Origin of the sequence: Hoylesella marshii DSM 16973 = JCM 13450 (assembly GCF_000146675.1) — a bacterium.
GTDB lineage: Bacteria > Bacteroidota > Bacteroidia > Bacteroidales > Bacteroidaceae > Prevotella > Prevotella marshii.
The window spans coordinates 149,326-172,539 of record NZ_GL397214.1 but is presented as its reverse complement, the minus strand read 5'-3'; the positions used below and the strand labels follow the sequence as shown (position 1 = coordinate 172,539).

The window sequence follows — 23,214 nt, the reverse complement described above, 5'->3', positions numbered from 1 at the left end:
TTCCTCATAAACAAAGGGCTCCAAGGAGTTCCCTTTGTTCGCTTTTTCGTGCCCGTTTGTAAGGTGCGGAAAGGCAAGAATCTCTCTAAAATGATTCTAACTTTTCACTCGTCTGCTGCGGGTAGAAAAAGAGTTGACTATATATTGATGTCTCATTTTAACAAACAAATCCAATGAAGAAAAAACTTTTACTATTATTGTTTATACTTTGTATGCTACCTTCATCACAATTGCAGGCACAGGACAAGACCTATACCGTAAATGGGAAAATATGGACATACAGGTTAAACGGAGGTAATGCAACAATAGTGAGTGTACGAAATGCCGATCATTCAAGCGCTCTCTCCGGTGAAGTGACTATCCCCAGCCAAATCGGTTCTGCTAAAGTTACAGCAATCGGTCCTTCTGTGTTTCACAACCAAAACTCAATGACGAAGATCACGATTCCCGAGAGTGTCACAACCATTGGGGACAATGCATTCTATCAATGTGAGCGTTTGACCGGTACACTGTATTTGCCCAATATCACAACCATTGGTAACTATACATTTTATCGTTGTGAGCATTTGACCGGTACACTGTCATTGCCTAACCTCACAACCATTGGCAACTATGCATTTTATTATTGTAAGCATTTGACTGGTGCACCGTATTTGCCCAACCTCACAACCATTGGTGAGAATGCATTTTATAACTGCTATCGTTTGACCGGAGCATTGAAATTACCTAAGGTTATAGCAATTGGAAAAGCTGCATTTGCCAGTTGCCCTGGCTTAAGCAGCTTAGAAGTATCTAAGGCCACGATAATTGGACAGGCAGCATTTGTCGACTGCTCAGGCTTAACCGAATTAAAATTACCCAACGTTACAACCATTGACGAGGGGGCATTTCTCAGATGTAAAGGTTTGATTGAATTGAAACTACCCAACGTCACAACCATTAATGACCGTGCATTTGGGTTCTGCACTCACTTAGCCCGCTTAGAAGCACCCAAGCTCACAATCATTGGCGAATGGGCGTTTGACGAATGCCGTGGTTTGACTCATTTGAAATTACCTAAAACATTGACAAGCATTGCCACTGGTGCTTTTTCGGATTGCAGCAGCCTAACCACCGTGACATTTGAAAGTGGAACTGTCTTGACTAATATCTTAGGGCAAGTGCATTTTCAGTATTGTTATAACTTGCAGTATATCGACATGAGGGGTGTTACCCTTCCCCCAGGCTTTATTTCCAGTAGAGACAACCCTGGCCTATCACTTTTTAGGAATGTCCCGCCCTACACCATGATTTATCTCCCCGCCACTGTCACTGCTGCTGAAGCAAATCAAGAAAACTTTGTGATTGGCAACCAATGTGATAAGTTTGTCGTTTATGAAAGACACAACGACTATAAGGATGGAAACATGGGCTGCGACTATCCCATTCTTCAGGATTTCACCGCTACTACAGCCGAATACCGCGACCGCAACTTTAGCGGTATCAGTTGTAAAACACTTTGCCTGCCTTATCCCGCCACACTACCGGCAGGAATGATGGCCTATACTCTGGTACGCAGAAAAGCCAACGGAAGATGCTACTTCACTTCCGTGGCAAAAGCCGCCGATGGCACAACTTCTCTCGAAGCCAACACGCCCTACCTGCTCCGCGTCACCGATGGCGGAACCCACACATTCGGTACCGAAAACAATGTGCAGGTGAAAGCCACGCCCGCCACAATGGAAGTACAGGGTAGCCATGATGCCTCCATTTTCTTTGGCGGCACCACAACTAACATCGACAACGCCGCAGCCGCCTCAGGCAACTATTATGGTCTGTATGGCAATACATGGCTGCCCTACAAGCCCTCTACGCCCAATGGTTTTGTGCACTCGATGCGTGCCTACATCCGCACCACAGGTGGTTCGCCGGCAAAAGGATTCGCCATTGTGCTCGACGATGAAGATACCGCCACAGGCATTGATACGCCCGAACTGACCGAAGATGAGTTGCGTAGCGGTCACCACACTTTCTACACCCTTGATGGTCGCCAGGCAGGCACGGACTATGACCGGTTAATCAGCGGTGAGATATACGTGGTAAAAGGACAAAAGTTCTACAAATTCTAAATAGACAGAGGATATGAAGAAGCAATATATCGCACCTCGTATCACGGTGCTTCCCATAGAAACAGAAGGTTTGCTCGAAACAATTTCTTTACCCATCGGCCCCGGTCCTGCTCCTGGACCCAGCGAGGGAAAAGAAAGCGACTTCTTCGACGAGGACAACGAACAGCATATGGCAGGCTATGAGCCATGGCAGAAATAGAAAAAACTGCAATTTTTTAATACGATATTCTATTAACGTGGGTTCGATATAAGGAAGAAACCTCTATCGGAGGCTTGCCAACTACTTCCTTATATCGGATTCACGTTATTTTGTAGTGGGTAGATATATAAGTATTTGAAAATCAATAGCATATAGAATAATGTGAAAAAGCTATGCTTTGACGGTATGAAAGCATAGCTCCGAGCATATAGAAAGATAGCTTTGAGTGCAAAGAAGGATAGCTTTTGAAATTTATTAGCTTTGGTATGTCAGTGATAAGAGCGGTCATATGGCATTATCTCTCTATCGAACTTGCATCGGAAAAATGACTGCGGACGACATTTTCCTGTCATTATTATTTGTTGTTCGTCTATTTTTCTTTATATTTGCACTTGTAAAAACAACAACATTCATATAATTACAAATAACACCTAAACAATGACTGAAAAAAGAGTTTACACGTTCGGTAACGGTCATGCAGAAGGCAAGGCCGACATGCGGAACCTGCTCGGAGGTAAGGGAGCAAACCTCGCTGAGATGAATTTGATTGGTATTCCTGTACCTCCGGGATTTACCATCACGACAGATGTCTGCAATGAGTATTATGAGAAAGGAAAAGATGAAGTAGTGAAGTTACTGAAAGCAGATGTGGAGAATGCCGTTAAGCATATCGAAACGCTGATGAACAGCACGTTCGGTGACCCGACGAATCCTCTGCTTGTTTCTGTTCGTTCCGGCGCAAGAGCTTCTATGCCCGGTATGATGGATACCATTTTGAACCTTGGTCTTAACGATACTGTAGTAGCAGGTTTGGCTAAGAAGACCGGCAATGAACGTTTTGCCTATGACAGCTATCGCCGCTTTGTACAGATGTATGGTGATGTGGTACTTGGCATGAAGCCTGTAAACAAAGAAGACATCGACCCGTTTGAAGCTATTATAGAAAAGGTGAAAGAAAAACGGGGTATCAAACTCGACAACGAGATGACCGTTGACGAGTTGAAATCGCTGGTTGTTCTATTTAAAGAAGCCATTAAGAAGCAGACGGGGCATGACTTCCCCACTGACCCCATGGAGCAGTTGTGGGGTGCAGTGTGTGCTGTATTCGATAGCTGGATGAACGAGCGCGCCATTCTCTATCGCAAGATGGAGGGTATCCCCGCAGAGTGGGGAACGGCCGTTTCTGTGATGGCGATGGTATTCGGCAACATGGGAGAAACATCCGCTACGGGTGTATGCTTCAGTCGCGATGCTGCTACCGGTGAGAATGTCTTCAATGGAGAGTATTTGGTAAATGCACAAGGAGAAGACGTGGTGGCCGGTATTCGCACACCGCAGCAGATTACGAAAGCAGGAAGCCTCAAATGGGCAGAGCAACAGGGCGTGGACGAAGCCACGCGTGTCTCGAAATATCCTTCGATGGAGGAGAATATGCCCGCTATTTATGCTGAACTCGACGCAATACAAAACAAGTTGGAGAAGCATTACCACGACATGCAAGACATGGAATTCACCGTGCAAGAGGGCAAACTATGGTTCCTGCAAACCCGCAATGGAAAACGTACAGGTACGGCTATGGTGAAAATAGCAATGGACTTGCTTCGTGAGGGTGAGATAGACGAGAAGACTGCACTTTTGCGTTGCGAACCCAATAAACTCGACGAGTTGCTTCATCCCATTTTTGATAAAGACGCACTGAAACGAGCTAAGGTGCTGACGCGAGGCCTTCCCGCCTCTCCCGGTGCTGCCTGCGGTCAGATTGTGTTCTTTGCCGACGATGCTGTGAGATGGCATGAGGAAGGACACCAAGTGGTGATGGTTCGTATAGAAACTTCTCCCGAAGACTTGGCCGGAATGTCGGCTGCCGAAGGCATCCTCACGGCACGTGGCGGTATGACTTCTCATGCAGCTGTGGTAGCTCGAGGAATGGGCAAGTGCTGCGTTTCGGGTGCTGGTGCTATCAATGTAAACTACAAGGCACGCACCGTGGAAATAGATGGCGTGAAGCTGAAAGAAGGCGATTATATCTCGCTAAACGGTTCTACGGGCGAAGTATTTTTAGGCGAGGTGAAGACCAAACCGGCCGAGGTAACCGGCGACTTTGCCGCACTTATGGACCTCTGCTCCAAGCATAGCAAGTTGGTTGTACGCACCAATGCCGACACGCCTCACGATGCTGAAGTAGCTCGCAACTTCGGTGCCGTAGGTATCGGACTTTGCCGCACCGAGCACATGTTCTTTGAGAATGAAAAGATAAAGGCCATGCGCGAGATGATTCTCTCCGACACCCAGGCCGGTCGTGAGAAAGCCCTTCAGAAGTTACTGCCCTACCAGCAGCAAGACTTCTATGGCATACTGAAAGCAATGGACGGATGTCCTGTGAATATCCGTCTGTTGGATCCGCCCCTCCATGAGTTCGTACCTCACGACTTAGCCGGACAAGAGACGATGGCAAAAGAGATGGGCGTAAGTTTGGAGACAATCCAATTGCGTGTAAAATCGTTGAGCGAGGCCAACCCCATGCTCGGCCATCGTGGTTGTCGCTTGGGCAACACATATCCCGAAATCACTGCCATGCAGACCAGAGCCATCCTCGGTGCGGCTATTCAATTGAAGAAAGAAGGTTTCAATCCGCATCCGGAAATCATGGTGCCACTTATCGGTATCGTGCACGAGTTTGAAACACAGGAGACTGTGATTCGTCAGACGGCAGCAGAACTCTTTAAAGAAGAGGGCATAGAGATACCATTCAAAGTGGGTACGATGATAGAAATACCTCGCGCTGCGCTGACGGCCGACAAGATAGCCAAGCATGCCGAGTATTTCAGCTTCGGAACAAACGACCTTACGCAGATGACTTTCGGTTACAGTCGTGACGACATCGCCAGCTTCCTGCCTGTATATTTGGACAAGAAAATACTAAAGGTAGACCCATTCCAAGTTCTTGACCAAGATGGCGTGGGACAACTCATCGAAATGGCTGTGAAGAAAGGACGCACAGCACGTCCCAACCTCATGTGTGGTATCTGTGGTGAGCACGGCGGAGAACCGTCGTCGGTGAAGTTCTGTCACCGTGTAGGTCTTGACTACGTAAGTTGCTCTCCGTTCCGTGTACCTATTGCACGATTGGCTGCGGCGCAAGCTAACGTTGAGAGCAATTAATACTCTCTTTTAATAATTAATGATTTAGGCGGAATGCCCCGTGTATATGGGACATTCCGCCTATTTAAATAAACGCCTCTGCCACGTATGGTACACGGAGCGTATGAGGGAAAAACTTACAATCGGATGATGGCAACCAAAGAATTGTCAACGTGCAAGACGAATGCTTGCCAAGCGCTTCCCACTTTGATTGTAAGCTACAGCGATGTAGATGCCAATCGGCATATCTTGCAATGATATGCTGCCCTGTCGTTCTTCAAACTGCCACAGCAAGCGTCCGTCTGTTGCATACAAATCAATCTTGGCGACAGATGCGGCTTTATGAAGCGTAGCTCCGTCTTTATCATAGCGCAGGTAGGTTTCGACCTCGCTTTGTTGCTGCTCATGTATTCCGGTGCTGACTTCCGCTACAACTTTCCATCCATTCCCACGCGCTTTGGTTGTATTTGCTGTTGCTGTACCCGGATTTTCGCTGATATCTGCCACACCCCATTTGAGCGAAGCTTGTTCTTCAGGCGTAGCTTCGGGTGCTTGGGGAAGTGCATCAAGCACTCGAGTGAGCAAGTCAGCAGACAATTGGTTACCTGCAAGGCTCAAGGAATAGAGCTTGTTTAACTTTGTCCAACTTATATCACGTAATTGGTTCCGATCAAGATGAAGCATTTTGAGTTTTGTATTGTTTGTCAGATCCAAAGTCGTTAGTTGATTGCCCACGCAATAGAGTTCTTTCAGGCGTGCATTGGCCGAAAGGTTCAGCGTTTCAATCGCATTATGTCCGCAAGCTACTCCCGTCAGTATCGTATTCATTCCAAGCTCCAATGCGCCCAGCCGATTGTGTTCAACGTCCAATGTACGCAAGCCGGTATTCGTTCTTAGGTCAATGGAGGTCAGCATATTGCCGGCACAATAAAGCTCTGCCAGCATAGTGTTGGCTGCAAGAGGAAGTGTTGTCAAACGATTCTGACTTACATCGAGCGTAATGAGTAACCCATTGGCTTGTATGTCTGCCCTGTCCAATTGATTGTTTGCGCAGCGCAGTGTGGTCAGTACCGTATTGTGGCTGACGTCCAAGTCGGTCAATTGATTGTTGCTGCAATCCAATACAGAGAGCTTTGCAAGCCCGCTTACGTTTAAATCCGTCAGATGATTTTGCTTACACTTCAATTGCGTCAATAAGGGAGTGGGACGCAAGTCGAGTGCTGACAAGCTATTATTACCGACAGACAAACGTTGCAACGCCGGATTATGAGAGAGGTCTAAGGCGGTCAATTCGTTTTCATAAGCAAACAAGGTCTCCAACGCCGGATTATGACTTACATCAAGTGTCGTCAGCTTGTTTGCACCGCAACCTAAGGACTTCAAGGCGACATTATGCGAAACATCCATTCTTTCTATTTGATTCTCTCCGCAAGAAATCTGCGTCAGTGCCGTATTGTTGCTCACATCGATGGCACGCAACCGGTTTTGATGACAAATCAACACATGCAACTGTCTGTTCTGGCTAACGTCAAGTGCCGATAACACATTGTTCGCGCAATACAATTGGACAAGTGCAGCATTGGTTCCCACCTGCAAACTCCCCAACTTGTTATTGTGACAATACAGTTCAGAGAGGTGCCCCAGATTGTTTACATTGAGCGTTGTCAACTCATTGTCGTTACATGCCAACCATTGCAGCGCGCCAACGGGACTTGCATCCAAAGCGGTTAACTTGTTGCCGCGACAATCCAACTTCTTCAGTCCATGACAAGCAGATAAATCTATCTGCACCAATTCATTTTTATAGCACGTCAGCGTCTCGATGTTTCCTTTCACCACGATGGTCTGTGCGCCGACAGTATAGCCATCGTCATCATTTCCATTCAGTCCTTCGATGGTGAAAGAGCCACCTTCAGCAGTCTCTATCCCGATATTAAAATTCTCACCGAGAGTTTTATTCGTTTGCAAACGAATAATGTCTATGGGATTTTGACCCATCATCGTTCCTGTCCCAATAAGCAATAAGGACAACAGCAGCAAGCAGTAGCATCGTACCGTACGCAAGAGAGTAAACTCTGTTTTCATAAATGTTGATTTATTAAAGGATTAAAATATTAAAAAAGTATGCAGTCACAATTGCCGTATGCAAACAACTATCATGAAACACGGCTGTAAAGATAATAATAAAATAAAGAAGAAGATAAACGATGATAGAATATTTTTAACCTCCGTTTTACACAATCAAGGTCAAAACAAAAATTTTAGTGCTTGCATAGCCTATGCAAATGATAAAATAAAAAATTTAGCGTTCGTAGTTCAACTGCAAGCATTCGAGAAAAGAAAACGACAAGCAACGGGATGCCGGTTCTGAAAAAATAAACCCAAAACATACGTGAATTCGGGATAAGGTTATCCAACCTGTAAGCCCCAACGAGGGCTATTAGATAAGAATCTCTTATCCCGAACTCGCGTATAAGTTAAGGAAAACGGTTGTCGATGTACAGGAAATACATGCGACAACCGTTTACTGCTATTTACCACAAGTCGTGGAGCTTGTGGGAAGCTGCTGGAAGAAGTCGTTGCCCTTGTCATCAACGAGGATAAAGGCGGGGAAATCTTCAACGCGAATCTTCCACACGGCTTCCATACCAATCTCTGGGAACTCTACACACTCAATACTCTTGATAGAGTTCATGGAGAGGATGGCAGCGGGACCACCGATACTACCGAGGTAGAAGCCGCCATGTTTCTTGCAGGCATCGGTCACCACCTGCGTGCGATTACCCTTAGCAATCATAATCATGGAGCCGCCATGGTCTTGGAACTCATCTACGTAGGGGTCCATTCGGTTGGCTGTAGTCGGCCCCATCGAACCGCAAGGCAATCCCTCAGGTGTCTTGGCCGGACCGGCATAAAGCACAGGGTGGTCTTTGATATATTGTGGCAGTTCGCCCGTTTCGTCAAGCCGTGCTTTGAGCTTAGCATGAGCAATATCGCGTGCTACGATGATAGTACCATTGAGACTGACGCGGGTTGAAACGGGATATTTGGTGAGTTCTTTGAGCACTTGCTGCATGGGTTGGTCGAGATCTATCCTCACGGCGTTACCCTCGCCAGCGTTACGCAGTGCTTCCGGGATGAGTTCGCCCGGATTGTCGTCGAGCTTCTCTATCCAGATACCATCGCGATTAATCTTTGCCTTGATGTTGCGGTCGGCCGAACAGCTTACACCAAGTCCGACCGGACAAGAAGCGCCATGGCGTGGCAGACGGATGACGCGGATGTCGTGGGCAAAGTATTTACCGCCAAACTGTGCACCCAAACCTATCTTATAGGCTTCTTCGAGCAACAGCTTCTCTAATTCCACGTCGCGGAAAGCTCGTCCTGTTTCGTCGCCGGTGGTAGGGAGATTATCGTAATAGTGCGTCGAAGCGAGCTTCACGGTAAGGAGGTTTTTCTCCGCACTTGTGCCTCCGATAACGAATGCGATATGATAAGGCGGACAGGCGGCAGTGCCGAGGGTTTTCATCTTGTCGATGAGGAAAGGCACAAGGGTGCCGGGATTCTGCAACAAAGCTTTCGTCTGCTGATAGAAATAGGTCTTGTTGGCCGAACCACCGCCCTTGACTACGCAGAGGAAACGATATTCGTCGCCTTCTGTAGCTTCGATATCTATCTGTGCGGGAAGATTGCATCGGGTGTTCACCTCGTCATACATGTTGAGGGGTGCATTCTGAGAATAACGCAGGTTTTCTTCGGTGTAAGTCTTATAGACACCGAGCGAAAGTGCTTCTTCATCGCAGATGTCTGTCCAGACGTGTTGCCCTTTCTCACCATGGATGATGGCTGTGCCGGTATCTTGGCAGAAAGGGAGTTTGCCCTTGGCAGCTACTTCGGCGTTGCGCAGGAAAGTAAGTGCCACATACTTGTCGTTATCACTGGCTTCGGGGTCATGGAGAATCTTAGCCACTTGTTCGTTGTGTGCCCTACGTAAAAGGAAATTAACGTCGCGGAAAGCCGTGTTGGCAAGTTTGGTCAATGCTTCAGACGACACTTTAAGAATCTGTTTACCTTCAAATTCGCTCACGGAGACACCGTCTTTCGTCAGCAGATAATACTCTGTATCGTCCTTTCCTATCTGGAACATGGGCGCATACTTGAATGCTGGTGTTGTTGCCATAATGTTTGTATTTAAATATTTGAATGTGGTCTTTTAATAGCTGAAGGAAGAATAGTCGGAAGAGGAACAGACAGGATGCGGGAGAAGGGCTCCGCATACCCGTCTGTTGCACGTTAATCAGTATCCGAAAATCTCGTCGGTAGATAATCGGTGAATGGTTCCGAGCTTCTCCAAAGCGGGTATATCGAGGTTCTTCTCGTCGCCCAAAATGATGTATCGTATCGGCTTCTTGGCCATGGTCTCGGCCTCGAAGTTCACCAAATCCTGCAAGGTAATCTTGGGGAGGTCACGATAGATGCGCTCGTTGAGGTCATAGTCAATGCCCCTGAGTTGGTTCCAATAATAGGATGAGAGGATGGCATACTTGGTAGTGCGCGACGTAGCAATCTGCTTTGTGAGACTCTGTTTAGCCAATTCAAAGGCTTTACCACTCTGAGGAATGGTATCGAGCAGGTTGTTGAATACCTTAATACAGTCGGGCATCTTGTCATTCTGTGAGATGACGTTGGTACGCCAGTAGGTTGGTTCCTGCTTGCGCCATGGTGTCGCATAGTATGCATCGGCGGAATAAGCCAATCCACGCGACTCTCTCAACTCTTGGAAGACGAGAGCATTCATGCTGCCTCCAAAGTAGGAATTGAATAAAGAGACAACGGCCTGACGATCGGGATTCCATACTCGGCCGTCATTGTGATACATCGTCATATGTATATTCTTAGCCTCATAAGGCGCGAGGATGACCTCGGTTTGCGGAGTAGTCTGCAATTTATATTCATGTCCTTGCGGTACATCCATTGGTTTCTTCACCGTAGTACGATTCTTAGCTATGGCCGCAGCGAGTTCTTTCTCTGTTGCGGGACCGTAATATAATACGGTATGCTTATAGGTACTCAACGTTTTCACCATATCAAGCAATGCCTGCGGTTTCATGGCACGCAGTTCGTTCTCACTAAGCACGTTTCTTACAGAATTGTAGGAACCGTACATACCGTAGCGTAATAAGGCTTTGAAATTAGCATCCTGATTGGTCTTCTCATCCTTGCGGCCTTTCAGCAACAGGTCTACCACCTTGTTATAGGCCTCTTGGTCGGGTTTTGCATGGTTAAACAGATTGTCCAACAGTGCAAGAGCCGGTATCATGTTCTCACTAAGGCCTTCCAATTCAATGGAGGTATTGTAAGAACCGACCGAGATACTGTAGTGACAAGCCAACCGATAGAACATGCGCTGTATTTGCTCCACAGAGTATTTGTCCGTGCCGATAAACTCCAAATATGCGGGTGCCAAACTCAATGCCTTTTGGTCTTCTGTACCGAAGTTGTATTGGAATGTGAGATGGAAGAGCCCATTCTCCGTATTCTGCTTATAAAGCACAGGAGTACCATTTTTAAGGGTAAACTTCGAGAGGTCTGTCTGGTAGTTCACAAACTTAGGCTGTATGGGTTCGGCCTTGGTTTCAAGCACTTCTTTCAGAAACGCACTTTGCTTGTCGCGGTTGGAAGGAATGGCAGTGATGGCCGGCTTATCAATCTTCTTGAGCGTAGTATCTGTGCCCTGCCGTTTATAGACGATGGCATAATTATCTTTAAAGTGTTGGTTGGCGAAGTCGATGATTTGCTGTTTCGTCATTTTCTCCATACGATGGAGGGTTTCCACCATGCCGTCCCACTTCTTGTCATTGATAAACGCGTCTACGAAGCGGCTGGCTCTCCACTGATTATTATCCATAGATTGGTTGTAAAGGAGCTTCACATTATTGATGACCGAGGGCAGCAAGTCATCGGAGAAGTCTCCTTTTTTGAGTTTATCCATCTCTCCGAGCAGCAACGTACACACTTCTTCGAGGCTCTGTCCCTCTTTGGGGGTTGCTTGAAGAAGGAACGAAGAATAGTCTTTCAGGGTGTAGCAATAGGCACCGGCATCCTGAACCTCGGCTTTACGGATGAGGTCTAAGTCGAAGAGGCCGGCTTTTCCGTTGCTCAATATCTCGGCTATCACATCGAGGGTATCGGTTTGCAAATCGGATGCCCCTTTGAAACGCCATCCCATCACTAAACTTTCTTCCTCCAATCCCATAACGGTGGTATCCACAGGAGCCGTCATTTCCGGCAGAGGAGCATACTGCGGAGCTTTCACCTCTCCGTAGCCTTGCCACGACCCGAAGTATTTGTCAATGATAGCCATCACCTTGTCGGGGTCGAAATCTCCCGCCATACAGATGGCCACGTTGTTGGGCACATAGTATTTCTTGAAATAATTCTTGATATTCACTATCGACGGATTCTTCAAATGCTCCTGTGTGCCGATAGTGGTCTGTGTGCCGTAGGGGTGGTTGGGGCAGAGCTTAGCCGATAGGGCATTCCATATCTTACGACCGTCGCTGGCCAATCCTATATTATACTCTTCGTAAACGGCCTCCAACTCTGTATGAAATCCACGTATGACCATGTTTTTAAAACGGTCGCTCTGTATCTTCGCCCATGTGTCCACCTCATTGGCGGGGATGTCTTCCGTATAGCATGTCACATCATTAGATGTGTAGGCATTGGTTTTTTCGCTGCCGATAGAAGCCATCAGTTTGTCGTATTCGTTGGGAATATTATACTGTGCAGCAAGCTGCGACACACTGTCTATGCCATGGTAAGCCTGTTTTCTCTTCGCAGGATCTGTAATCAGACGGTAGGTTTCATACCTTTTCTCTATCTCATCGAGCAATGGACGTTCTTTCAAGTAATCAGACGTACCGAAGCTCTGTGTGCCTTTAAACATCAGATGCTCTAAATAATGCGCCAAACCCGTCGTCTCTGCGGGGTCGTTGCGGCTTCCTGTCTTCACGGCAATGTAGGTATGAATACGCGGCTTCTCTGTGTTCACCGAGAGATACACCTTCAACCCGTTAGGCAAGGTGTAGATACGTGTATGCAGGGGGTCGCCCGCCACCATCTCGTACTTGTAGTCCTTGGCCTGCATCTGAATGCTTATTGCGGCTAAGAACGACATCATCAGCAATTTGATTTTCATGATTTGTTCGTATTTTGATTGTTAGTTGAATAGGTTTTCAATGTAATGATGCAAGGAAACGCGAGCGGGTCTCTTCTTCCACGTCACCTAATGCAAACTCTTTCTCGGCATCGCGACGGATGAGTGCTAACCATTCGTCGTGTGCCTGACGACAGTCTTGCCGTATGCGGTCAAGGTCTTCACCGGCGAGTGCATCGAGTTGATAGTATTCTTTCATCAATTCGTAAGCATACGCCCACAGATAGTCTTCATACCGATGATAGCTGTCGAGAAATCTATCGGCAAGTTCCTCCACATCAGTAACAATTCCCTGCCTTATTTCCTCTGCCAATCGGCGTTCTTCTACCTCCGGCATGAGTAGTCCGGAGAGGTCTATCCAAGTGTCAGCTCCTGTTGTTTCTACAGGCGATACGGTAGTACGTGACGATAGCTGCATGCCAATAAACAGCCGAATGGCCATGTCGTAGCTAACAATACCTTGCTGCAAAGCGCGAGGTGTGATGAGACAGCCCTCATATCGGTAAGCATCGGTCACAACACCTTGTTCACAGAGCATCTTTTCCAGCAATCTTTTGCCTTCTATGCACGCGCCTACCGTTACGGGATTGAGCCAATCGAAATGTACCAAACTTTTCCTTTCGCCACGAGGACGCACGTCTCTTTTCTGCCATTTGCCCACATCACGATAGGTGCCCACTGTGGTGAGATTGCGTCCGGGCACAAGATATACCTCATCGCCGGAAGCTAACAGATAGGAAAACGGCAGTTTGCGTGTATCGGGATGACAAGGTATCTTTCCCATACACATGGAGAAAGCCCCGATAGAAGCGGGCATCAGCAGGTGCGCCCCACTTGCCGTCTTGCTACCGCGGGCAAGCGTTCCGTAGTGGACAGGTCCTAATTTGTAGGCATGGTTGCTGTAGTTTGTGCCTGAACCGGCATTATAAAATGAAAACATTCCTCCGATAAGAAGGGTACTTTTGTGGTGACTTACGGTAAAAGGACCGCAGAACGAAGCACAGGCCTCTCCGTTGTCCATGTGGGAATTGGCAAAAAACACGCTGTCGGTAGCCGTAAAACCGCTGCCGATGTGGCAGGCTTCGCCTACGAAACAGTTTTTTATCTTTGCGCCATCGAGTAACGCTGCTCCGGCTGTTACAATCGTATTTTCACAGATAACGTCGTGTCCCACATAGATACCGGTCTCTTGCGTGCCTTCCAAAGTGCAGTTTCCAAGACACGATGCTCCATTGATTTCGCAATCGTCGCTAATGTTCGTATCTACAATTTCTTTGGTATTGACAATCTTTACCCGATAACCAATAACGCCTCGTTCAGTCTTTCTCGCTGCAATACGACGTTCTATCAGGGCGAAGAGAGCGGCGATAAGTTCTCTATCAGCATGATGACGCACCATGAAAGCTGCCAACTGACTCGTCAGCCCCTCAAAGAGTTTCACGTTTCCCCTACCCGCTTCATTCAAGACAGCAATCGTCTCTCCTTGCCCGAACGTAGCACCGCCGGTGCTGGCAATCTTTCCTACGCCCGAGATATAGCATTCTTCGCCGATGTCGTATAGGGATATGTAATTGGAAACATTCTCTATCAGGCAATTATCTCCTATGGTCACATCTCTCAATACCACGTTTCGCAGGCCTGAATGCACAACAATTCCTTCGCCCGCCTCTATGTTTTTCTCAAATACACCCAAATTCACGTCACCGTAAAAGGTCGTATTTTTCACATAAGCAGCCGCGAAATCCGTATCTACAGATACGGAAGTCCAGTCCTCGGCCGTACATCCATTGTGCTCCAAGGTTTGTATTTCCTTTTCTGTCAGTGCTCTGTATTTATCCATTCCGGTCTTGCTCGGGGGTTGATAGGTCTGCTTCACGCCTCTTCTTCCATACTGTAGAGGAAATCGTTGTACGGGTATTTTTGCACATGAAGTTCTTTTACTTTAGCATAGAGTGTGGTTTTAAACTCCTCCACATTCGTCTTTTCTTTGGCCGATATAAAGAGACAATTCTCCTGTAAGCGTGCCATCCATGTCTTTTTCAGTTCTTCCAGCGTCATGTTCTCTTTGGTGGGAGGTGTCAGGTCATCGTCTTCTTTCTCTACCCATGTATAGGCATCTATCTTGTTGAATACGATGATAGAAGGTTTCTCTGAGCAACCAAGGTCTTTCAGCGTATTTTCCACCACGCGAATCTGCTCCTCGAAGTCGGGATGAGATATGTCTACCACATGCAACAGCATGTCGGCCTCACGCACCTCGTCAAGAGTAGACTTAAACGACTCTACCAAGTCGGTAGGCAGTTTGCGGATAAAGCCCACGGTATCGGCCAGCAGAAAAGGTAAGTTTTCTATCACTACTTTGCGCACAGTGGTATCGAGTGTGGCAAAGAGTTTATTCTCTGCAAACACTTCGCTTTTGCTGATAAGGTTCATCAGCGTAGATTTTCCCACATTGGTATAGCCCACCAAAGCCACACGAATCATTCTTCCGCGGTTTTTCCGCTGTGTGGTTTTCTGTCGGTCTATCTCTACCAACCGTTGTTTCAGCAAGGTAATCCGTTGCAGAATGATACGCCTATCCATTTCAAGCTGCGTCTCTCCCGGGCCGCGAAGTCCCACAGAACCTTTTCCTCCACCGGAGCCTGACCCGCCGCCTTGTCGTTCCAAGTGCGTCCAAAGGCGTTGTAAACGGGGTAGCATATAACGGTATTGCGCTAATTCTACCTGCGTTTTTGCATTCGCCGTTTGTGCTCTCATGGCGAAAATGTCGAGAATGAGCGATGTGCGGTCGAGTATCTTCACCTTCAACTCTTTCTCAATATTGCGCATCTGCTTGGCGGAAAGCTCGTCATCGAATATGACCATACCGACGGGATGTTCCGCTTCTTCTCTATCTATGATGTATTGTTTAATCTCTTCGAGTTTTCCTTTGCCCACATAAGTTACCTGACTGGGGGCTGCCAGCTTTTGAGTAAACCGCTTCACAGTGACCGCTCCGGCTGTATCGGCAAGGAATTGCAGTTCGTCGAGATATTCCTTGGTCTTGGCCTCATCTTGTTCTTTCGTTATCAGACCCACGAGAATAGCGGTCTCTGCCTTGACTTCGGAAATAACAAATTCCTTCATTTACCTGTACTTTGTTGTAATTTTATTGCAAACTTACTAAATTTTCCCGAATTATCAGATAGCCGGAATCAATAAACTCACATTTTTTTCAGCAGGTAAAAACAGAAAGAAAAACCATCCACAGCCATTCTTCGATACAAGAGCAGAAAAGGTTCGATTGCGAAAGACATAAAATACTGAAAACCAACAGAATAGAGGCGCAATTTCAAAAGCTATGCTCTGACGCTTTCAAAGCTATGCTCTGACCGCGTAAAAGCTATGGTATAAGACGGTAATAGCTATGCTTTAAGAAAACAGACCATGAGCACCGGTACAAGCAAGAGGGAATTAACACAGATTAAAACCTCGTTTTAGGCGTTGTCGTTTTAATTGTCTACATTTGCACACAGATAGCAAACGCGCAACAGAGTCTTTGCTCCGAAATGGCGTGAAAGCACATCCGCAGACTGAAAACCAAAGTATAGGCTATAATGAAAGCAAACGAACAGACCCTTCAACAGCTTGACAGATTTATGAAAAAAGTGGTGCAGAAGTTTCCTGATAAGGGAGACGACAATGTGCTTACCGACATTCATCTGCGCGTCAGTCAGGAGAGCGGAGAATTGTTGGCATTCGACGACGATGACAACGAGATAACCCGATGTGTCATAGAGCAATGGATTGATGCCAAAGATGAGGACTTTTATCCCGCTATCAGCGAGATTTTACACCGCCAGCTTTTGGCCATCCGTTCCCAAATAGACGCAATGGGTATCATGAAGCCGTATAGTTTTGTGCTGGAAAGCGATGAGAAGGAGCATTTGTCGGAGCTTTATGTGGTAGACGATGATACGATTATATTAGGTGGAAACATTATGCAGAATTTAGATAAAGACCTCGATAACTTTATAGAAGAACTGTTGAAATAACCGGTTCTATCAAAGAAAAGAAGATAAAAACCGTCATTCTTACGGTTTTTATCTCCTTTTTGTATGGATGTGATGACCGCTCTAAAGTTTTATTTTCTTCTTAGCGGGCTTACTCTCGTTGCTCATTCTGTCGAGCGAAGTGACCACATAGACATACTTTTTCTTTCCATCAAGGAAAGGAAGTTTGAAGTAAGTTTTCGGAGTAATGGTCAGAATATGCGAAGGATCGTCAAGGTTGATGGGTTCGCCGGCCTCAAAGCGATAAACGACATACTTGGTTACTTCGTCTCCCCAATGCTTGCTTTTCGGCTTACTCCAAAACAAGATATAGCCATCGTCTGTCCAAACGGGTTTTACTTTTAATGGTTTCTTCGGTGCCTTCTTGTCGATGAATGGCATAAGGGGCTGCAAAGCAGGTGTTTTCCAATAATGTTCGCGCAGGGCAGTACCATAGTTTCCAATGTTGTCTACTGCCGCTTTGGCATACCATAACACGGTGCCCGACACATTTTTCATGCTTTTATGCAGTTCAAACTTTTCCCCCATCTGGTTGCGCGAAGGGTTTTCCGTATCGGGAAACTTCACCGTTCGTTCCACATCTTCACCGATATAAAGGGGGCGATTGGCAGCATATTGGTTCCACCAAGCGATGAGTGTCTTGTAGTCTGCGGTCTTATGGCCTATCTGCCAATAAAGTTGCGGTACATTATAATCTACCCAGCCATTGTTAATCCACAACAAAACGTCGGCATAAAGGTCGTCGTAATTCTGCAGACCGCCCGTATCGCTTCCTATATTGGGCGCGTTTTTCTTGTTACGATAGATACCAAACGGCGAGACACCGAATTTCACCCATGGTTTGATAGCATGAATGGAATCCGATAATTGCTTGATAAACACATTCACGTTGTATCGCCTCCAGTCGCCGATATCTTGTATTCCGTTGCTATATGCGCGGTATTCGGCTTCGTCGGAGATGGTCTGTCCTGCCGTGGGATACGGGTAGAAATAGTCGTCGATGTGAATACCGTCCACATCATAGCGTTTCACGATGTCGCCTACTACATGGCATATATAGTCGCGGTTGGCAGGAATGCCCGGATTGAGAATCAGCATTCCGTCGTAAGAAAACACGCGGTCAGGATGCAATGCGGCTACGTGTGAACTTGCCAAGTTCGTGGTTGTCTTCGTCTTAGCTCTGAAAGGATTAATCCATGCGTGAAGTTCCATGCCACGCAGGTGGCACTGTTGCACCATCCATTGCAAGGGATCCCAATAAGGGTCGGGAGCTTTTCCCTGTTCGCCTGTAAGGAAGCGACTCCACGGCTCATAGCTGCTCACGTATAAAGCATCGCATTCTGGCCGCACTTGGAACAGAATGGCATTGACACCATCTTTGCTTAACTCGTCTAATTGGTAAGCCAACGTGCGCTGCATCTCGGTCGTTGAGAGGCCGTTAAATTGTCCGTTTACGCATTGTATCCATGCTCCGCGAAACTCTCTCTTGGCTGCTGCCGAAGTCTTTGCCATGCTACCGCCCCATAACAGCAGAGCTACGGCCACAAGATGAAGGTGTAAGAATCTTCTCATGATAGGTTTGTATTGAATATCATCATTATTTTTTAAGTCACTCAATGAAAAAACGGAGACTCTTGAAAGAAAGAGGTCTCCGTATTTTCTATGAGGTACCTAGCAGAGTCGAACTGCTCTACACGGTTTTGCAGACCGTTACCTAACCGCTCGGCCAAGGTACCCTATCGCGTTTTGCGTGTGCAAAGATACCACAATTATTTATTCTCACCAAACTTTTAAGTTACTTTTTCGAGCGTGAAACGTTTTTTCCGGCAGAAAGAAAATCGTCTTTCATACCCTTCCGATGCAAGCTGCAACCCTCACATCCGTTATGCAGTTGGTTGCCGGAACGTATGGTTCTGTATATCTTATAGCCGATATAGGCCACAGATAGAGCAAGTATGATAAAGACGATAACAAGCTGTGTCATAACAGGAAACGGAACATCTTAACCTAAAATGAAATTGAGAATGAAGAGAATGCTGAGCATGACCAACGTGATATTTAAGGCTTTGAACTGACCGATACAGAGTTTCAGCACAACAAAGCTAAGGATGCCGAGGCAGATACCATCGGCAATAGAGTAGCAAAGCACCATCGTAATCATTGTAATGAAAGCAGGAAAGGCCTCGGAGACATCACTCAAATCGATGTTTTTCACCGAATCAATCATTAAAACACCTACTAATACGAGTGCACCGCTGGTTGCTGCGCCCGGAATCAGTAAGAAGACGGGAGAAAGAAACAAGGAAACGAGAAAAAGAATGCCCACAAACAAAGCTGTTACTCCTGAACGACCGCCCTCGGCAATGCCTGATGCACTCTCTACATAGGTGGTGATGGTAGATGAACCTAACATGGCTCCACAGGTTGTTCCGATAGCATCGCTCATCATGGCTTCCTTTACATGCGGTATCGTTCCATCGCTTTTTACGATTCCTGTCTTCTCTGAAAGTCCCACGAGCGTACCTATCGTATCAAAGATATTGACAATGAGAAGTGAGAAAATGACGAGTATCATCTTAAATGAGAAGACTTCGGAAAAGTCGAACTGACAGAAGATAGGACTCAAAGGCTGAGGGGTGGAAACAGGGAGCCAATCTTCCGGAAACTCTGTAACACCCAAAGGAATACCCACAAGCGTAGCGATGATGATGCTATAAAAGAGGGCACCTTTCACCTTACGTGCCATCAAAACTCCACTTAGGATAATGGCAATAATACCGAGAATCGCTGTGGGTGTGAATTTACCTAAGCAGACATAAGTAGCAGGATTAGCCACGATGATGCCGGCATTCTTCAATCCAATAAACGCAATAAACATACCAATACCTGCGGAAATAGCAAATCGAAGGTTGCGAGGAATGCTTTCCAATATGATTTCTCTGATATTGAGAAATGTAATCAGTACAAAGATGATACCTTCGATAAGCATCGCGGCCAAAGACTGTTGCCAAGTAAAACCCATTGCTTGGCAAAGAGTGAAAGCAAAGAAAGCATTCAATCCCATGCTGGGGGCTTGCGCAAAAGGCAACTTAGCCATAACTGCCAATAAAATGGTTGCAATGGCCGATGCTAAAGCCGTTGCGGTGAACAAAGCGGCTTTGTCCATACCCGTTGTAGACAGAATGGTGGGGTTAACAGCAAGGATATAGCTCATTGTTAAAAACGTGGTTGCACCGGCTATTAGCTCTGTCCGCAACTTCATACGGCTTTCTTCAAAACCGAAGATTTTTAAGAACTTCATGGATATTCGGTATTATATGTTACAATCATTATCAAGCCAATGGTCTATCAACGCTCTGGCAATAGACAACTTTCGGGGGATTTCCGGCAGGCGGTCTTTATGGAACCAGCCGCCGGCACTTAACTCGGAACGCTGTAAACGGAGACTTCCACCGGCATATTCAGCAAAAAAGCCTACCATCAAGCCACAAGGGTAAGGCCATGGTTGGGAACCGAAATATCGCAGATGGCTGATAGACAACCCTGTCTCTTCCAAAACCTCGCGCCTTACAGCCTCTTCCAATGTCTCTCCGGTTTCCACGAATCCCGCAACAAGTCCATAGAAATTGCCCCTGAAATTCTTAGCATGCACGAGCAAAACCTCCTCTCCCCGATGAATCAAAACGATGACAGCGGTAGACAACTGCGGCCAAATCTCATGACCGCAAGCCGTGCATTTCTTGGAAATATCTGTGCTATATTCCATCGTGGCTCCGCATATTCCGCAATAACGGGTATGCCTGTCCCAATATAGAATCTCATGACATTTACCCGCTTTCTTGTATAATGCAGGCTCAAGTCTGTCATACGAAGCCCGGAGATCTACCATTTCATACCGTGGAAGACGGGTTATCGGGGCGTCGACGGCAAACGCACGCACTTCCGTACCATCCGGAAAAGACGCAATAGCGTGTATTTTCGTATGCGGAGGAATGGGAATCGGAGCATTCTCTGCTAAGAGAATGGTTTGGCGACCGTCTGCTTCCGTTTTCAATAAGAGGGCAGATTGGCAAAAGATAAACCAATACATCTTCATGTTTTCTTCTTTCTATAAAGATAAAGAAGGCTCTCAACGACCGAAAATGAGCTTCCTGTCTCGTTCGATAGCCGGCTTTGTCCACTCTTCCGGTACGAATTTCCAATTATGATTGGCCTGTGGATGGAGCGTACCTTGCCTTTCTATCTCTTTCATCAGATAGTATCGTTGGTCTTTCTCGCTTTGAAATAGAATACGACTCTTCAGACTCTCGCGCGGGATTCCGGCGCCTTTTGTCAGCAATTCGCCACCGCCATTGCCCCGATAGCTGTTAACCGCCACTTTGTACCACGCATTTTCATCAAACGGCCGCCCGTTGCTCATCCGAAGAATCCGTATCTTTTGGCCTTCGGGCTTTGTGACATCCACCTCATAATCGATACCCGCGGCACTATCGAAGTTAAATGCCAGATTCTTGAAACCAAACCTTTGCCGGTCGCTCTTAGCACCGTCATTGAGCAACATGATGTGGTCTTCAGGCGACGTCATCGTGTTCGTCCACAAAGCATAGCTCATTTCCAGATAATTCTTTATCTCCTTTCCCGTGAGTTTCATCACGTAAATCTGATTCTCATAGCGGTAAAGATTAAACATATCGCTGACATACACAGCCCCTTTCCTGATGCTTTCGTCAAAAGAAAGAGGGGCATTGAAAGCCACATCGGCACCCGTCAACTGCAACTGAAGATTGAGGATAAAGTCTGTAAAGGCAGCACTTCCGAAATAACAGTCACGCGTATAGATATCGTTTTCAAAGTACCCGATTTTGCGCCCCACAAATGCAGCAACAGCTTCTCTTTGCCTTTTGAAGTGGTTCATAAAATCCTCATCTATCGGCTCCTCGCTGATATCGGTGAGCCGTCCCGTCACTTGCCGGTCTGTCACCTTACCCTTGTCCATTGTCAGACGAATTTCCGCATCACCCACCAACAGAGCGTGACACGAGGGGTCTAAGCAAACAACCGTCCGTCCCTCCGCATTATGCACCGTATCATTATGTGCCGTGTGGTCGTGGCCATAGAGAATCAAGTCGAATCCCGGCACCTCGCGTGCCACACGCAAAGAAGCATCCTCTTCATAACCATCCGTTTGAATGCCTCCCTCCTTGCCGGAATGGAAAATTCCGATAACAACATCCGGCTTCTCCGTCGCTTGGATATGTTTCATCCAGTAGCGCGCAGAAGACACCATCTCGTCAAACCGAAGACCAGACCACAGATTCTCACTCACCCAATTGGGGATAGCGGGTGTCAAAAGCCCCACGACAGCCACACGCACGCCACCCTTGTCGAGCATCACGTAAGGCTTCAGATAAGGCCTCCCCGTCCCCACGTCCACCACATTGGCACCCAACGTCGGCGCCTTCAGCTCCTTCATCCACTTGTCAAACACAGGATGCCCCGTTTCTATATCGTGATTGCCCATATTCTGAGCATCATAACCCATATAATTCATGATGCTTGCAGCGATATTCTCCTCATCCGGCCGGATATAATCATAGAAATACGACGTGGGCTGACCTTGCAGAATATCGCCATTGTCGAGCAAGATAACCCCATCGCCATACTGCGCCCGCATCCTTCTGACATAGGAACTCACGCGCGCCATTGTGCCTTTCAGAGGCTTCCGGTTGATATAATCCCAAGGGAAAAAATAGCCATGAACGTCGCTCGTCTCAATAACTTTAAGGGTGATACTACTTGTTTGTGCCATTGTTTGTGTGTGAAAACAGAGTGCAGTCAGACAGACCGCTATCAACTTCTTCATCGTTTTACGCTTTTTTAGTGATGCAAAGTTAATAAAAACTTGAGAGTTCCCTACACATCCCTCCATCTTTTCACCTTTTATTATATATATACGCGAGTTCGGAATAAAAGAATCCTATCGAATAGCCCCGACGGGGCGAAAGACCTTAGACAGGGGTAAGCGGTAGCGCAATCCCTGATAAACAAGCCCCGACGAGGCGAAAGACCTTAGGCAGGGATAAGCGGTAGCGCAATCCCTGATAAACAAGCCCCGACGGAGCGAAAGACCTTAGGCAGGGGTAAGCGGTAGCGCAATCCCTGATAAACAAGCCCCGACGGGGCGAAAGACCTTAGACAGGGGTAAGCGGTAGCGCAATCCCTGATAAACAAGCCCCGACGGGGCGAAAGACCTTAGACAGGGGTAAGCGGTAGCGCAATCCCTGATAAACAAGCCCCGACGGGGCGAAAGACCTTAGACAGGGGTAAGCGGTAGCGCAACCCCTGATAAACAAGCGTAACAGGATGAACTCCGTAGGAGTGACGGAGGATGCGGAGCAAAATCCCCACGCGAAAGCAGTCCCCCACCCTGCGCGGAGCAAAATCCCCACGCGAAAGCAGTTCCCCACCCTGCGCGGAGCAAAATCCCGAACGCGC

At 47.0% G+C, this 23,214-nt stretch carries 14 protein-coding genes and 1 tRNA gene; 4 read left to right on the top strand and 11 right to left on the bottom strand.

Going from position 1 to position 23,214, the window contains the following annotated elements; translation table 11 throughout:
* Positions 1–173: 173 nt before the first annotated feature.
* The 3 genes from HMPREF0658_RS00725 (at position 174) to ppdK (ending at position 5,469) form a co-directional block, all read left to right on the top strand.
* On the top strand, positions 174–2,108 hold the full coding sequence (locus tag HMPREF0658_RS00725) for a leucine-rich repeat domain-containing protein (RefSeq protein WP_006947829.1): 1,935 nt from the start codon (positions 174–176) through the stop codon (positions 2,106–2,108).
* A gap of 13 nt (positions 2,109–2,121) precedes the next feature.
* A complete protein-coding gene (locus HMPREF0658_RS00720; RefSeq protein ID WP_006947828.1) occupies positions 2,122–2,307 on the top strand; it encodes a hypothetical protein in 186 nt (61 codons plus the stop codon).
* A gap of 438 nt (positions 2,308–2,745) precedes the next feature.
* Positions 2,746–5,469, top strand: coding sequence for a pyruvate, phosphate dikinase (gene ppdK, locus HMPREF0658_RS00715; RefSeq protein WP_006947827.1), 2,724 nt, complete (start codon positions 2,746–2,748; stop codon positions 5,467–5,469).
* Positions 5,470–5,616: 147 nt separating this feature from the next.
* Here ppdK and HMPREF0658_RS00710 read toward each other — a convergent pair whose 3' ends face one another.
* From HMPREF0658_RS00710 to hflX, 5 genes are all read right to left on the bottom strand, one after another.
* Entirely contained in the window at positions 5,617–7,533 is a 1,917-nt protein-coding gene (locus tag HMPREF0658_RS00710) for a leucine-rich repeat domain-containing protein (protein ID WP_006947826.1), read from the bottom strand.
* 445 nt (positions 7,534–7,978) lie between these two features.
* Complete coding sequence (locus HMPREF0658_RS00700) at positions 7,979–9,628, bottom strand: fumarate hydratase (RefSeq protein ID WP_006947824.1); 1,650 nt, start codon at positions 9,626–9,628, stop codon at positions 7,979–7,981.
* Between the two features lie 117 nt (positions 9,629–9,745).
* Positions 9,746–12,649 (bottom strand): M16 family metallopeptidase, encoded by a 2,904-nt coding sequence (locus HMPREF0658_RS00695; RefSeq protein WP_006947823.1) that lies wholly within the window; start codon positions 12,647–12,649, stop codon positions 9,746–9,748.
* Between the two features lie 37 nt (positions 12,650–12,686).
* Complete coding sequence (locus HMPREF0658_RS00690) at positions 12,687–14,507, bottom strand: DUF4954 family protein (RefSeq protein ID WP_040557783.1); 1,821 nt, start codon at positions 14,505–14,507, stop codon at positions 12,687–12,689.
* Positions 14,508–14,539: 32 nt separating this feature from the next.
* A complete protein-coding gene (hflX, locus tag HMPREF0658_RS00685) occupies positions 14,540–15,793 on the bottom strand; it encodes a GTPase HflX (RefSeq protein ID WP_006947821.1) in 1,254 nt (417 codons plus the stop codon).
* Between the two features lie 470 nt (positions 15,794–16,263).
* Here hflX and HMPREF0658_RS00680 point away from each other — a divergent pair, with 470 nt between their 5' ends.
* The gene (locus tag HMPREF0658_RS00680) at positions 16,264–16,701 is read left to right on the top strand and encodes a hypothetical protein (RefSeq protein ID WP_006947820.1); all 438 of its coding nucleotides are present in this window, start codon (positions 16,264–16,266) and stop codon (positions 16,699–16,701) included.
* An 81-nt stretch (positions 16,702–16,782) separates the two neighbouring features.
* On the opposite strand, the gene HMPREF0658_RS00675 is transcribed toward HMPREF0658_RS00680, so the two are convergent.
* From HMPREF0658_RS00675 to HMPREF0658_RS00650, 6 genes are all read right to left on the bottom strand, one after another.
* On the bottom strand, positions 16,783–18,291 hold the full coding sequence (locus tag HMPREF0658_RS00675; protein ID WP_040557594.1) for a glycoside hydrolase family 10-like protein: 1,509 nt from the start codon (positions 18,289–18,291) through the stop codon (positions 16,783–16,785).
* A gap of 93 nt (positions 18,292–18,384) precedes the next feature.
* A tRNA-Cys gene (locus HMPREF0658_RS00670) sits at positions 18,385–18,455 on the bottom strand.
* A 59-nt stretch (positions 18,456–18,514) separates the two neighbouring features.
* Positions 18,515–18,703: a FeoB-associated Cys-rich membrane protein gene (locus tag HMPREF0658_RS11550; RefSeq protein WP_006947818.1), complete on the bottom strand. Its 189-nt coding sequence runs from the start codon at positions 18,701–18,703 to the stop codon at positions 18,515–18,517.
* Between the two features lie 18 nt (positions 18,704–18,721).
* Positions 18,722–20,020, bottom strand: coding sequence for an NCS2 family permease (locus HMPREF0658_RS00660; RefSeq protein ID WP_006947817.1), 1,299 nt, complete (start codon positions 20,018–20,020; stop codon positions 18,722–18,724).
* A 12-nt stretch (positions 20,021–20,032) separates the two neighbouring features.
* A complete protein-coding gene (gene nudC, locus HMPREF0658_RS00655; RefSeq protein WP_006947815.1) occupies positions 20,033–20,815 on the bottom strand; it encodes an NAD(+) diphosphatase in 783 nt (260 codons plus the stop codon).
* 33 nt (positions 20,816–20,848) lie between these two features.
* Positions 20,849–22,582, bottom strand: coding sequence for a bifunctional metallophosphatase/5'-nucleotidase (locus tag HMPREF0658_RS00650; protein WP_024991112.1), 1,734 nt, complete (start codon positions 22,580–22,582; stop codon positions 20,849–20,851).
* Between the last annotated feature and the right edge of the window lie 632 nt (positions 22,583–23,214).